The following is a 13,737-nucleotide window of genomic DNA, read 5'->3' as shown; positions in this document are numbered from 1 at the left end:
CGGGCTGGCGTACCATCCACCGCTGGCCCCCCAACGCGACACGGCACCCCATGCGAACGATCGACCTGCGCAGCGATACCGTCACCCAGCCCACCGATGCCATGCGCGAAGCGATGCTGCGCGCCCCCGTTGGTGACGACGTCTACGGCGAAGATCCCACCGTGAACGCCCTGCAGGACAGGCTGGCGGCGGACCTGGGCTTCGCGGCAGCGCTGTTCGTGCCCACCGGTACGCAGAGCAACCTGCTGGCGCTGATGAGCCACTGCGAGCGCGGCGACGAGTACATCGTGGGAGCTGATGCCCACACGTACCGTTTCGAAGGCGGTGGTGCGGCGGTGCTCGGTTCCATCCAGCCGCAACCCATCCCGCAGGCCGCCGATGGCACGCTGCCGCTGGACAAGGTCGAGGCGGCCATTAAGCCGGTTGATCCGCACTTCGCGCGGTCAAAGCTGCTGGCGCTGGAAAACACGTGGCATGGTCGCGCGCTGCCGTTCGACTACCTGGCCGCCGCCCGCGAGGTCGCAACGCGAAGAGGCCTAGGATTCCATCTCGATGGAGCGCGCCTCTACAACGCCGCCATCGCCTACGGTCGCCCGGCGCGCGAGGTCGCAGCCGGTTTCGATAGCGTTTCCGTATGCCTTTCAAAAGGCCTGGGCGCGCCGGTCGGCTCCGTGCTGCTGGGCGATGTGAAGCTGATCGACCGCGCGCGCCGCTGGCGCAAGGTCGCCGGTGGTGGCTGGCGCCAGGCGGGCATGCTGGCCGCGGCGGCCATGCACGCGCTGGATCACCACGTGGAGCGCCTGGCCGACGATCATGCCCGCGCGAAACGGCTGGCCGAGGCACTGGGTTCGATCGAAGGCCTTACCCTGCAGGGCTGCCACACGAATATGGTGTTCGTAGATGTCCCTGCCGCGCGCCTGCAGGACCTGGCGAAGCACACGGCCGCGAAGGGCATCCGGCTCAGCATCGGCTACCTCCCGTCGATCCGGCTGGTCACGCATCTGGACATCGACGATGAAGGTGTCGAGCGGACGATAGACGCCTTCCGGACGTTTGCTTACTGACGCGGCGCCATCAGCTTGCGCTGTAGCGAGTAGAGGATGGCGGCATCGGTGCTGTCGAGCGACTCGGTTTCCATCGCCCGGTAGTGGCGATGGAAGGCGATGATCGCATCGCGCGGCACGGAGACGTCGTAACCCACCAGGCGCATGGCTGCGAGGGTATCGAAGCCGGGCGGTGCGGGCGTGAGCGGTGCATCGAACCACAACCCGAAGCCGTAACTGGCCAGGCGGTCCCACGGGAACTGAACGCTGGGATCATCCTTGCGGCCTGGCGCGATATCGCCGTGGCCCACGATCGCGGTACGCGGTATGCCCAGGCGCGTGGTGATATCGGCCAGCAGGCGGATCAACGCATCGATCTGCGCTTGCGTGAAGGGCGAGTGCCCGTCGTTATCGATTTCGATGCCGATGGACGACGAGTTGAGATCCGTCATCCCTGCCCAGCGCGATGCGCCTGCCTGCCAGGCGCGGTCGCCCTCATCCACCAGCTGGTCGATGCGGCCATCCATTTCCACCAGGTAATGTGCGCTTACCGGGCCCTGGCTGTTATGCGTTTTCAGGACGCGTAGCGCCGCCTCGGTATCGCCAATGGACGTGTGGTGCAGCACGATTAGCTGTGCCTTGCGCGCGTTGAAGTTGGGCGAAGGCGACCAGTGTGCGAGCGGGCTGCGCTGCGGTGCCACCTGCGGGCCACTGGCGCAGCCTGCCAGCATGGCGGCGACGGAGAGCGCCGCCGCGAGCCGGAACCCATGGCGGCGTGCGGTCATTTATTCGACCTTGAAATCGACGCTGGTGATCACCCACGCGATCTTGTCACCACCGGGCTCACCGATATCATCGCCGGTGGCGACCACGATCTGCAGGTCGACACAGTCGCGGCCTTCACTGAGCCACTCGGTGAGGTCATCGACAGCGATGCCGCAGTTGTTGAGCCCCGCCTTGAGTGTGCGGATGTCGGTGTGCTTCAGCTCCACCCCGTCGTGCGCCAGCGAGCCACCGAGCACTTCGATATCGCACAGCGTGTCGTCGAGGTAGCGCAGGCGAAGCCACTCGTCGCCATCGACCTCGTATTCATCCTCGTCGTTCCACATCGAGTCGTTGGGCACCGGCTTGCCGAGCACCTTGCGCACCGCGTTGCGCCGCAGGCCGAAAAAGATGTCGTGATCGCCGTGGCGGATACCCTTACCGGGAACCAGTTCGCAATGTTTCATGGGCGTTTCTCGTTTGAAGTGGCGCGGCATTCCCGCCCGGAAAGCATCGGTCTCGTGACATGTTCGCGACAGACGGTCGCGCCCACGTCAACTTAGGGGTGGTGCTCGCGCCCCAGGTAGTCCTCGCTCTGCATCTCGATCAGGCGCGACTCGGTCCGGCCAAATTCGGCGCGGACACGCTTGCCATCGTAAAGCTCGGTGATGGGCGCCGCGGCCGATAGCGCCAACTTTACGTGGCGATCGTAGAACTCGTCTACCAGCAGGACGAAACGCTTGGCCTCGTTCTCGGTGAAATCGTTGAACTGAGGTACGCCAGAGACGATGACCGTCGGGTAGGTTCGAGCCAGCTCGATGTAGTCGGGCACGGCGCGCGGGCCTTCACACAACGCGGCGAAATCAAACCAGATCACGTTCGCGGCGCGTCGGCGCACCGGAATCTCACGGCCATTTACGTTGAGCGTACCGCCATCTTCCGTGTCGCCCTGCGCCTGCGTGGTGAAGATTTTCGCAAGCGAGCGTTCGGCTTCCGGGCCGGGGGGCACCAGGTACACCGATGCCTGGCTTAAGGTGCGCAGGCGCCAGTCGCGTGGCGAGGCGATTTCGTGCACGACGCAATGCTTTTCCAGCGCGGCGATGGCCGGGAGGAAACGCGCGCGTTGCAGGCCGTCCTTGTAAAGGTTCGCCGGCACCGTGTTCGACGTGGTGACCAGCGTGACGCCACGCGAGAAAAGGCCATCGAGCAATCCGGCGAGGATCATGGCATCGCCGATATCGGTCACCATGAACTCATCCAGGCACAGCACGCGGTGCTTCGCCGCGATGCGCGCTGCGACCTCATCCAGCGGGTTCTGCCGCTCACCGAGTTCGCGTAGTGTGGCGTGTGTTTCCTGCATGAAGCGGTGGAAGTGCCGGCGCAGTGCAAGTCCAGGCGAGAGGCTGGATACGAACAGGTCCATCAGGAACGTCTTGCCCCGGCCCACGCTGCCCCACAGGTAGAGCCCCCGTACCGGCTCCCGGGGCGCATCGCCGCCGAGCATCGATTTGAGCCGGCCGAACAGGCCATTGCCCTGGGCCTCGACCGGTTTGCACAGCTCGCCATGCAGGCGATCGAATTGCGCGATCACCGCCAGCTGGGCCGGATCGGATTCCCACCGATGGCCCGTGACGCCATCCCGGTAGCGCTCGCCGGGGGTCAGTTCCGTGCAGCTCATGCGTCAACAGGCGCCGGTGCCGGCGGCCATAGCCTGACCGCGTTCTTGATCACGCCGCGCAGGTCCATGAGGCGGCGGTGGAAGAAGTGGCTGGTCTCTTCCATCTTCACCAGCACGGGCCGCTTGTCTTCCGGGAGGCTCTCCACCCAGTCGTACACGGCCTGCGGTTCCACGATTTCATCCGCATCACCCATCACCACCAGCCACGGGCACGATGGCAGCTCGATGGGCGAGAAATCCCAGCCGCGACCGGCGGCGGGCGGGGCGATGCTGATCAGGGCATCGGCGCCCAGCGTCACGGCGTTGCGCAGGGTCACGTAGCTGCCGAACGAGAAGCCGGCCAGCCACAGTTTCGCGCCTGGCCGCACCTTGCGCGCCCAGGTCACCACGGCGGCCAGGTCGTCGCTCTCACCGTGGCCACTATCGAAGGCCCCCTCGGAGCGGCCCACACTGCGGAAGTTGAAAATCACGGTATCCACGCCGGACTCGCGCAGCGAGCGCTCGACCATGGTGACCACCTTGTTGTGCATGCTGCCGCCATCTGTGGAGAGCGGGTGGCAGATGACCGCGATGGCCTCCCTGCGGCCCTCGGTCGCGGCCTTGGCCTCGCATTCGAGCTTGCCTGCGGGCCCGGCCAGCGCGAAGCTCAGCGTTTCGTCCGGGAAAGTGTCCGGCGCTGTAGGTAGAAGATCAGTCATGCCCGCCATGATAACCGCTGGTTGTGTCGGTCGTGCCCGGGCCGCCGCGTGAACGTTCTTGCCCATGCCCTGTTGGCGGGGAACGATGCTGGCCTGCGCCTGGGCGGGGTCATGGGGGATTTTGTCCGCGGCACGCCGGATGCGTCGCTACCGGAGCGGGTGCGCGATGGCATCTACCTGCACCGGGCAATCGACGGCTATACGGATACCCATCCGGATGTCCGTGCGGCCCGGGAGCTGTTTCCGGCCCCGTTCCGCCGTTACGCAGGCATCTTCCTGGATGTGTGGTTCGACCATTGCCTGGCCCGGGACTTCGCCCGCTACAGCGCGACGCCCCTTTCCGGGTTTTCCACCGGTCTGCGCGAGGAACTGCACGCCGCCGGGCCGCTTCTGCCCGATGGGCTGAAGCGGTTTCTTTCTTATATGGATGCCAATGACTTACCGGCTGGGTACGCGCAGCTGGAACGGGTGGCGGCGGCACTGGGCGGGCTCTCGCGGCGCTTGTCGCGGGCCAACCCGGTGGCGGAGTCCGTGCCGCTGCTGGTGGAGCACGACGCCGCCCTGCGTGAGGTGTTTGGGCGGTTTTTCCCGCAGCTTCAGGCGTTTGCGCAGGAGTGGGTGGCGGGCCGCTAGCTTGGTAAGCCCCCGCTTCATCGCTCCGTTGGCTTTTCGCGTGCAAGCACGCTCCTACAGTGTCAGCGTCAGCCCGGTCAGCCCGGTCAGCCCGGTCAGCCCGGTCAGCGCAAGCCGGATCAGCGCCCGTCGGAATTCAGCGCTGGAGCGGGCGGTGGGCCGCCCGCAGCCTTATTTGGCCTGGTCGGTCATCCACTTCACGGTGTTGGTGACCTGCTCATCGGTCAACGCCGGGTTACCACCCTTCGGGGGCATGTGGTTGCCGTCGGGGCCTGTATAGCCCTCGATCGCGTGCTTGATCAGCGTGGCCGTTCCCTCAGCGATACGGGCAGCCCACGCGCCCTTGTCGCCCAGCTTCGGTGCCCCGGCCACGCCCGCGGTATGGCAGCTGTGGCAGAGGTTGTCGTAAATGGTCTTGCCATCGGTGCTGCCACCGTAGGCCACCTGCGAGGCGGCTGCCTTGGCGGCGGCTTCCTGCGCGGCGAGCATGGCCGCCCGGCCGGTGTCACCCGCGTAAACGGCACCCACCGGAGCGATCCGGGCCTCCGTGCGCTTGGCCACGGCGGGGTCCTGCTCCTTGGGAATATTCGAGTAGATGGCGTAAGCGAGCACCATCAGCACAAGGGCGAGAATACTTAAGCCGGCCGTAAGCCACGAGAATTGACGGACGAAGTTCTGGTCGGACTTGCTCGGAGAACCACTCACGCATTGACTCCCATCGATGTTGGGTATGCCGTCCCCCTCCCCGGGCTCCGGCTTGCCTGCTGCCTTACAGCGATCGAACCGCCCGAGTATAACGGAACCTTCGCATTCGTCAGCGGCCTGCCCCACGGCTGCCTGCGGATGGCCTCAAACGGGGCCGGAAGCCATGGGTAGCATGCCGTCAGTCATGGTGTACCCCTGTCAACCGGCATTGTTCAATCCCGTTCCCGTACACCTATATTGTCGCCGCCGAACCTTCACGTTTTCAGGGTATAAAGCCCGCGGCGCGAGGCGCACCTGGTCGCAGTGCGGCGCCATCGACCGGATTCTCATTGGGAGCTTTACATGTCGCGTTTTTGGAAAATCGCGCTGGCGGTCATCGTCGTTGTGGTGATTGCCGTCGTCGTCGTCCTTCCCCGTATGCACAAGGGTGGTGCAAATGCGCAGGACGCATCCGCCCAGGCCAATGGCGACGGGCAGGGTAAGGATCAGCCGCCGGTCCCGGTGACGGTGGTGCCTGTCGCGGCCCAGGATGTGCCGGTGTACCTCAGCGCCACGGGTACGGTTCAGGCGCGCAACCAGGTCACGGTGAGCCCGCAGGTGGGCGGTCAGCTCATGAAGCTGAACTTCACCGAGGGCCAGGAGGTGAAGCAGGGTGACGTGCTGGCGGAGATCGATCCGCGCACCATCCAGTCGCAGTACGACCAGGCCCTGGCCAAGCTGAAGCAGGACCAGGCACTGGCCGCCACCGCCAAGAACAACCTGGAGCGTTCGCAGAACCTCGTGAGCAAGGGTGGCCAGCAGTACGTATCCAAACAGGACCTGGATAACCTGAAGAACACCCTGGACCAGTCCAACGCGACCGTCGTCGCCGACCAGGCATCGATCCGGGCAGCCCAGGTGCAGCTCGGCTTTACCAAGGTCATCGCCCCGATCACCGGCCTTGCCGGCATCCGCGGCGTCGACGTGGGCAATATCGTCACCACCTCCACGTCCATCGTGACGCTGACCGAGGTGCACCCGATCTATGTCACGTTCACCCTGCCGGAGAAGAACCTCGACATGGTGCGCACGGGTATGGCCGAGAACCCGGGCTCGCCGCTCGTCGTCGATGCGCTTGACCGCATCGACGCGCACGTGGTGACCAGCGGCCACCTGGAGGTCATCAACAACACCATCGATACCACCACCGGCACGTTCCGCCTTCGTGGCCTGTTCGATAACCAGAAGACCGAGCTGTGGCCGGGTCAGTTCGTGAATGCGCGCCTGAAGGTGCGCACCGTGAAGAATGGCCTCGTCATTCCGGCCCAGGCGGTGCAGCGTGGCCCCGATGGCGATTACGTGTACCTCGTACAGGGCGATAACACGGTCAAGATGGAATCGGTGCAGACGGCCTCGGAAGTGGGCGATAGCCACGTCATGATCACCGGCCTGAAGCTGGGCGATAAGGTCGTTACCGAAGGCCAGTTCCGCCTGAAGCCGGGTTCCAAGGTGCAGCCGCTGGCCCCGGGCCAGGTGCCGGCCGCGCCGACGGCTGAAGAACTGTCGAAGTCGAAGGACAAGAAGGCCCACCCGGGCGGCGGCCGCCGCGGCGGCTAACTTCGACACGCGCGGCGCATCCATGAGGGGCGCGCCGCCAACGGGCCATTGCTGGCCCAGACACCAGGACTGAACCGTGGGTTTCTCGACACTCTTCATTCGCCGGCCCATCGCCACCTCGCTCCTGATGGTGGCCGTGCTGCTGCTCGGCATTCTCGGCTACCGGCAGTTGCCGGTATCGGCGCTGCCTGAAATCGACGCGCCCAGCCTCGTCGTGACCACCCAGTATCCCGGTGCTTCGGCCAGCACCATGGCCGCGCTTATCACCACGCCGCTGGAGCGCAACTTCGGCCAGATCTCCGGCCTGAACATGATGAGTTCCGACTCGTCGGCGGGCCTGTCGACGATCGTGCTTCAGTTCAACATGGATCGCGATATCGATATCGCGGCGCAGGACGTGCAGGCGGCGATCAACCAGGCCCGCGGCACGCTGCCGAACAACCTGCCTTACCCGCCTGTCTATAACCGCGTGAACCCGGCCGATGCGCCGATCATGACGCTGATGCTCACCTCCGATACGGTGCAGCTGCGCGATGTGAATAACTACGCGGACTCGATCATCGCGCAGAAGCTCGCCCAGGTTCAGGGCGTGGGCCTGGTCTCCATCGCGGGCAATGTGCGACCTGCGGTGCGTATCCAGGTCAACCCCGCGCAGCTGGCCAACCTTGGCCTGACCATGGAAGACGTGCGCAGTTCGCTGACCCAGGCGAACGTGAACGCGCCCAAGGGCACGCTGAACGGCAAGACCCAGTCCTACAGCATCGGCACCAACGACCAGCTGGCCACGGCCGCCGATTACAAAGACACCATCATCAGCTACACCAACGATTCGCCGGTGCGCCTGAAGGATGTCGCGAACGTCATCGATGGCGTGGAGAACGACCAGCTCGCCGCGTGGGCCAACGGCAAGCCGGCGGTGCTGCTCGATATCCGCCGCCAGCCTGGCGCGAACATCGTGCAGACGGTGCAGTCGATCCGCCAGACGATTCCCGACCTGCAGAAGGTGCTGCCGGCCGACGTGCACCTGAAGGTGTTCTCCGACCGCACCATCACCATCCGTGCCTCGGTGGAGGATGTGCAGTTCACGCTCATCCTCACCATCTGCCTCGTGGTGGCGGTCATCTTCGTTTTCCTGCGCCGCTTGTGGGCGACGGTCATCCCGTCCGTGGCGGTGCCGCTCTCGCTCATGGGCACGTTTGGCGTCATGGCCTTTGCCGGCATGTCGCTGGATAACCTGTCGCTCATGGCGTTGGCGGTGGCCACGGGTTTCGTGGTGGACGATGCGATCGTGATGATCGAAAACATCGTGCGCTACATCGAGCAGGGCCAGGATGCGAAGACGGCCGCCGAAGTGGGTGCCAAGGAAATCGGCTTCACGGTGCTGTCGCTGACCGTCTCGCTGATCGCCGTGTTCCTGCCGCTGCTGCTGATGCCGGGCGTGACCGGCCGCCTGTTCCACGAATTCGCCTGGGTGCTCACCATCGCGGTGGCCATCTCCATGCTGGTTTCGCTGACGCTCACCCCCATGATGTGCGCGTACCTGCTGAAGGCCGACCAGCTGCCGGATGCCGATGACGCGCATGAGCACGCCACGGCATCGGGCAAGCACACCGCGTGGTCGCGCATCGTGGAAGGCTATGGCAGCAGCCTGGATTGGGTGCTGGCGCACCGGCCGCTGACCATGACGATTGCCGCGCTGAGCGTGGCGCTCACCGTGGTGCTCTATATCGTTATTCCCAAGGGCCTGCTGCCCGAGCAGGATACGGGTCTGGTCACCGCCGTCGTCCAGGCCGATCAGAACGTCGCATTCCCGCAGATGGAACAGCGCACCAAGGCCGTGGCCGATGCACTGGCCAAGGACCCTGCGGTCTCTGGTGTCGCAGCCTTCATCGGTGCGGGCTCGGTCAACCCCACGCTCAACCAGGGCCAGATTTCGCTGGTGCTGAAGGATCGCGGAAACCGCGATGGCCTCGACGAGGTGCTGCCGCGCTTGCAGCAGGCCGCTTCCCACATCGCCGGCGTGGCGCTGTACCTGAAGCCGGTGCAGGACGTGACCCTGGATAGCCAGGTGTCGGCGACGGAATACCAGTACTCGCTGTCGGATGTGAACTCCACCGAGGTCGCGGGCTACGCGCAGCAGATGACCGCGGCACTGCGCAAGCGCAAGGAGCTGGCGGATGTGGACAACAACCTGGCCGACCAGGGCACCGCGCTGAAGCTCACGATCGATCGCGACACCGCCAGCCGCCTGGGCGTGCCGGTGCAGACGATCGACGATACCCTGTACGACGCCTTCGGCCAGCGCCAGATCTCCACCATCTTCACCCAGCTCAACCAGTACCGCGTGGTGCTGGAGGTTTCGCCTGAGTTCCGCAACAGCGCCGACCTGCTCAACAAGCTGACGGTGAAGAGCAACGGCAACGGCGCGCTTACGGGTTCGAATGCCACCAGCTTCGGCCAGCTTGCTTCGAGCAACTCGGCCACGCCGGCGGGTATTGGCAACACCGGTAACGTCGGCTTCCAGATCGGCGCCGGCGGCACGATCCCCATCGCCTCGCTGGCCAGCGCCCAGGTCACTACGGCACCGTTGGTGGTGAGCCACCTGCAGCAGCTGCCGGCGGTGACGATCTCGTTCAACCTGGCGCAGGGCTACTCGCTCTCCGAGGCGGTGGCGGCTATCCACGAGGTGGAGCAGACGCTGAACTTCCCGCCGCAGGTGCGCGGGCAGTTCATCGGCAAGGCCGCGGAGTTCTCCTCGTCGGTGGGTGACGAGGTGCTCCTGCTGCTGGCCTCGATCATCGTGATCTACATCGTGCTGGGCGTGCTCTATGAGAGCTACATCCACCCGTTGACGATCATCTCGACCCTGCCGCCGGCCGGCGTGGGCGCGCTGCTCGCGCTGCTGATGTGCGGCATGACGCTTTCGGTTGATGGCATCGTGGGCATCGTGTTGCTGATCGGTATCGTTAAGAAAAACGCAATCATGATGATTGACTTCGCGATCGAGGCGAAGCGCACCGGCATGAATGCGACCGATGCGATCCGCCGCGCATGCCTGCTGCGTTTCCGCCCGATCATGATGACCACCGCCGCGGCGTTGCTGGGTGCGCTGCCGCTGGCACTGGGCAACGGTATCGGTTCGGAACTGCGCAAGCCGCTGGGCGTATCGATCGTGGGCGGCCTGCTGCTCTCGCAGCTGGTCACCCTGTACACCACCCCGGTGATCTACCTGTACATGGAACGGTTCTCCGATTGGTTGGCTGAGCGCAAGCGACAACGCGCCCTGGCGCACCACGCCCAAGTGCGGCCTGCGGACTGATGCAGGCCGGGCCTGGACACCATGGCTCACTCTCTTTTCGCCGGACGGATCACCGCCCGGCGAAACCTTTTTCCGGGTCAAGCGTTAGGAACGGATTCCGCGACGCCCATTCCTGCCAGGTAAAGCCCTTCGCTCGATGAATATTTCCGGCCCGTTCATTCGCCGTCCCATCGGCACCTCGCTGCTTGCGATCGGTGTGTTCGTGGTCGGCTTGATCTGCTATTCGCTGCTGGGCGTCGCGGCGCTGCCCAATATCCAGTTCCCGGCCATCTTCGTGCAGGCCCAGCAAAGCGGCGCGGATGCCAGCACCATGGCTTCTACGGTGGCGGCGCCGCTGGAGCGACACCTGGGCCAGGTGCCGGGCGTGGAGAGCATGCGCTCGAACAGTTCGGAGGGTAGCGCGTTCGTGCTGCTGTTCTTCCAGAACGGTACCAATATCGATGCCGCGGCCCGCGATGTGCAGTCCGCGATCAATGCCGCCCAGCCGGATTTGCCCACGGGCCTGCTCAACGCGCCGTCGTACCAGAAGGCCAACCCGAACGACGACCCGGTGGTGGTGCTCGCGCTCACTTCCGATACGGTGGCGCCGACCGATCTGTATAACGTCGCTGATTCGATCCTTGCCCAGCGCTTGCGCCAGCAGGAAGGTATCGCCTCGGTCGATATCGCGGGCAGTGCTACGCCGGCCATTCGCGTGGATGTGAACTTGCGCGCACTGAACGCCATGGGTCTGTCGCCCGACCAGCTGCGTAATGCACTCACGGCCGCCAACGTCACTTCGCCCCAGGGCTTCCTGTCCAATGGCAAGACGACCATGGCCGTCATCGCCAACGATTCGCTGCACCACGCCGATGAGTTCGCGAAGCTGGTGATTGGCGTGAACAACGGCACGCCCATCCACCTCTCTGACGTGGCCAAGGTGTACGACGGCCAGCAGGATGCCTACCAGGCCGCCTGGTTCAACGGTAAGCCCGGCATCCTGATGTACGTGTACCGCAAGCCGGATGCCAACGTCATCGAGACCGTGGACCGCATCAAGGGCATGATGCCCACGATGCAGGCCTGGTTGCCCAACGGTGTGCGCCTGCATTCGTTCTTCGACGGCACCCCGACGATCCGCGCCTCGCTGCATGAGGTGCAGGCCACGCTGATGATCAGCCTGTGCATGGTGATCATGACCATGGCGCTGTTCCTGCGCCGCCTGGCACCCACGGTGATCGCAGGCCTGGCGGTGCCGCTTTCGCTGGCGGGTGGCTTCATCGTGATGTACGCGTTTGGCTATACGCTGAACAACCTCACGCTGCTGGCGCTCGTCATCGCCATCGGCTTCGTGGTCGACGACGCCATTGTGGTGATTGAAAACGTCATCCGCCACATGGATGAGGGCATACCGCGATTTGAAGCGGCGCTGCTCGGTGCCCGCGAAATCGGCTTCACCATCGTCTCGATCACCGGCTCGCTGATCGCGGTGTTCATCCCGTTGTTGCTGGCGCCCGGCATCATCGGGATGTTCTTCAAGGAGTTCACGATCACGCTCATCGCTGCCATCGTGGTGTCGATGTTGGTATCGCTGACCCTGACGCCTTCGCTGTGCGCGCATTTCCTTACCGCGCACGCGTCCGATGAGCCGGAATCGCGCCTGGGCCGCTGGCTGGAGCGTGCGCAGGATCGCCTGCTGGCCTTCTACCGTGTGTGCCTGGACTGGACCTTACGCCATGCCTTGCTCATGGCGCTGACGCCGCTGGCCCTTATCGCTGCGACCATCATGCTGTTCGGCATGGTGAAGGGCGGCTTCTTCCCCCCGCAGGACACCGGCCTGCTGGCTGCGCGCGCCACCTCCAGTTCTACCGTGTCGTTTGGCGAGATGAAGGTGCGCCAGGCCCGCCTCACCGACATGTTGCTGGAAGATCCGGACGTGAAATCGGTAGGCTCGCGCCTGGGTACGAGCCGTACCGGCTCGACCGGTAACTTCAATATTGAACTGAAGACCGTTGCCGAAGGCCGCAAGGACACCACGTTCGACGTGGTGGATCGCCTCTCGGCCAAGGCCAACAAATACCCGGACCTCAACCTGCGCCTGCGCCCCATCCAGGATCTACCCACGGGTGGTGGTGGCGGCACCTCGCAGGGCGGCCAGTATTCGGTATCGCTGAAAGGCAACGACCTGGCCGAGCTGCAGGAGTGGTTGCCCAAGCTCGTGGAAGCGTTGAAAAAGAACCCGATCCTGAAGGACGTCGGTAGCGACATCGATGCGCAGGGGTTGCGGCAGAACATGGTGATCGATCGCGATACCGCGGCGCGCCTTGGTGTTTCCATCGGCAACATCGATGGTGCGTTGTACAACGCGTTCGGCCAGCGCGCGGTCTCCACCATCTATTCGGATATCAACCAGTACCGCGTCATCGTGAATGCGCTACCTACGCTGGCGGCAACGCCGGAGGCGCTGAACCAGATCTACGTCCGTTCCGATAACGGCGCGATGGTGCCGATCTCTGCAGTGACCAAGCAGGTGCCAGGCCTGGCGCCCAGCCAGATCGTGCACGAGGACCAGTACACGAGCATGGGCGTGAGTTTCAATCTCGCGCCGGGTGCGAGCATGGGTGAGGCCATGGTGGTGATTCAGAAGACCATCGATGGGATGCGCATGCCTGGCGATATCCGGCTGGATGCCGGCAGTGATTTCCGCCGCTTCCAGCAGTCGCAAAGCGACATGCCGTTGCTGATCCTTGCCGCGATCATCGTGGTGTACCTGTTGATGGGTATGCTTTACGAGAGCCTGATCCACCCGGTGACGATCCTCTCGACGCTGCCGGCCGCAGGTGTAGGCGCCCTGGCGGCGCTGGTCATCACCGATACCGAGTTGTCCGTGGTGGCGATGATTGCCCTGGTGCTGCTCATCGGTATCGTGAAGAAGAACGCGATCATGATGATCGACTTCGCGCTCGTGGCGCAGCGCGATCATGCCTCGAACCCGAAGGACGCCATCCGCGAGGCCTGCCTGGTCCGCTTCCGCCCGATCATGATGACCACCATGGTGGCGATCCTGGCCGCGCTGCCCCTGGCCATCGGCCTGGGCGAGGGCTCGGAGCTGCGCCGCCCGCTGGGTATCGCCATGATCGGTGGCCTGCTGATCTCGCAGAGCCTGACGCTGCTTTCCACCCCGGCGCTGTATGTCATCTTCGCGTGCCTGTCGGACCGCTGGAAGGCGCGCAAGGCCCGTCGCAAGGAGCGCAAGGCGCTGCGTGCCGCGCAGGCCTGAGGGCCCGCGATGGGTGCTCGCCGAAACCCATGTTGCACCAGCAG

10 protein-coding genes are annotated in these 13,737 nt (G+C 64.7%); 5 read left to right on the top strand and 5 right to left on the bottom strand.

What is annotated here, in order from left to right; all coding sequences use genetic code 11:
* Nucleotides 1-50: 50 nt before the first annotated feature.
* Nucleotides 51-1,064, top strand: coding sequence for a low-specificity L-threonine aldolase (ltaE, locus tag ABIE56_RS19495; RefSeq protein WP_429245470.1), 1,014 nt, complete (start codon nt 51-53; stop codon nt 1,062-1,064).
* On the opposite strand, the gene ABIE56_RS19490 is transcribed toward ltaE, so the two are convergent.
* From ABIE56_RS19490 to ABIE56_RS19475, 4 genes are all read right to left on the bottom strand, one after another.
* Nucleotides 1,058-1,828 (bottom strand): N-acetylmuramoyl-L-alanine amidase, encoded by a 771-nt coding sequence (locus tag ABIE56_RS19490; protein WP_429245469.1) that lies wholly within the window; start codon nt 1,826-1,828, stop codon nt 1,058-1,060. The genes ltaE and ABIE56_RS19490 overlap by 7 nt on opposite strands.
* A complete protein-coding gene (locus tag ABIE56_RS19485; RefSeq protein ID WP_429245468.1) occupies nt 1,829-2,272 on the bottom strand; it encodes a hypothetical protein in 444 nt (147 codons plus the stop codon).
* Between the two features lie 92 nt (nt 2,273-2,364).
* On the bottom strand, nt 2,365-3,483 hold the full coding sequence (zapE, locus tag ABIE56_RS19480; RefSeq protein WP_429245467.1) for a cell division protein ZapE: 1,119 nt from the start codon (nt 3,481-3,483) through the stop codon (nt 2,365-2,367).
* On the bottom strand, nt 3,480-4,181 hold the full coding sequence (locus ABIE56_RS19475; RefSeq protein ID WP_429245466.1) for an alpha/beta hydrolase: 702 nt from the start codon (nt 4,179-4,181) through the stop codon (nt 3,480-3,482). The genes zapE and ABIE56_RS19475 overlap by 4 nt, the downstream gene beginning before the upstream one ends.
* A gap of 48 nt (nt 4,182-4,229) precedes the next feature.
* Between ABIE56_RS19475 and ABIE56_RS19470 the strand changes: the two genes are divergently transcribed.
* A complete protein-coding gene (locus ABIE56_RS19470) occupies nt 4,230-4,814 on the top strand; it encodes an ACP phosphodiesterase (protein WP_429245465.1) in 585 nt (194 codons plus the stop codon).
* Between the two features lie 171 nt (nt 4,815-4,985).
* Here ABIE56_RS19470 and ABIE56_RS19465 read toward each other — a convergent pair whose 3' ends face one another.
* On the bottom strand, nt 4,986-5,519 hold the full coding sequence (locus ABIE56_RS19465; RefSeq protein ID WP_429245464.1) for a c-type cytochrome: 534 nt from the start codon (nt 5,517-5,519) through the stop codon (nt 4,986-4,988).
* 342 nt (nt 5,520-5,861) lie between these two features.
* Here ABIE56_RS19465 and ABIE56_RS19460 point away from each other — a divergent pair, with 342 nt between their 5' ends.
* From ABIE56_RS19460 to ABIE56_RS19450, 3 genes are all read left to right on the top strand, one after another.
* Nucleotides 5,862-7,115: an efflux RND transporter periplasmic adaptor subunit gene (locus ABIE56_RS19460; RefSeq protein ID WP_429245463.1), complete on the top strand. Its 1,254-nt coding sequence runs from the start codon at nt 5,862-5,864 to the stop codon at nt 7,113-7,115.
* A gap of 76 nt (nt 7,116-7,191) precedes the next feature.
* The gene (locus ABIE56_RS19455) at nt 7,192-10,434 is read left to right on the top strand and encodes an efflux RND transporter permease subunit (protein ID WP_429245462.1); all 3,243 of its coding nucleotides are present in this window, start codon (nt 7,192-7,194) and stop codon (nt 10,432-10,434) included.
* A 136-nt stretch (nt 10,435-10,570) separates the two neighbouring features.
* A complete protein-coding gene (locus ABIE56_RS19450) occupies nt 10,571-13,693 on the top strand; it encodes an efflux RND transporter permease subunit (protein WP_429245461.1) in 3,123 nt (1,040 codons plus the stop codon).
* Nucleotides 13,694-13,737: the final 44 nt, after the last annotated feature.

Source organism: Luteibacter sp. 621, assembly GCF_050435445.1.
In the GTDB taxonomy this organism is placed as follows: Bacteria; Pseudomonadota; Gammaproteobacteria; order Xanthomonadales; family Rhodanobacteraceae; genus Luteibacter.
This window is presented reverse-complemented; position numbering and strand designations above follow the sequence as displayed.

What these genes read in the sequence shown, in the direction of transcription:
- ABIE56_RS19475 (WP_429245466.1), bottom strand. Translation starts at nt 4,181, where the DNA reads ATGACTGATCTTCTACCTACAGCGCCGGACACTTTCCCGGACGAAACG.
- zapE (WP_429245467.1), bottom strand. Translation starts at nt 3,483, where the DNA reads ATGAGCTGCACGGAACTGACCCCCGGCGAGCGCTACCGGGATGGCGTC.
- ABIE56_RS19450 (WP_429245461.1), top strand. Translation starts at nt 10,571, where the DNA reads ATGAATATTTCCGGCCCGTTCATTCGCCGTCCCATCGGCACCTCGCTG.
- ltaE (WP_429245470.1), top strand. Translation starts at nt 51, where the DNA reads ATGCGAACGATCGACCTGCGCAGCGATACCGTCACCCAGCCCACCGAT.
- ABIE56_RS19485 (WP_429245468.1), bottom strand. Translation starts at nt 2,272, where the DNA reads ATGAAACATTGCGAACTGGTTCCCGGTAAGGGTATCCGCCACGGCGAT.
- ABIE56_RS19490 (WP_429245469.1), bottom strand. Translation starts at nt 1,828, where the DNA reads ATGACCGCACGCCGCCATGGGTTCCGGCTCGCGGCGGCGCTCTCCGTC.
- ABIE56_RS19460 (WP_429245463.1), top strand. Translation starts at nt 5,862, where the DNA reads ATGTCGCGTTTTTGGAAAATCGCGCTGGCGGTCATCGTCGTTGTGGTG.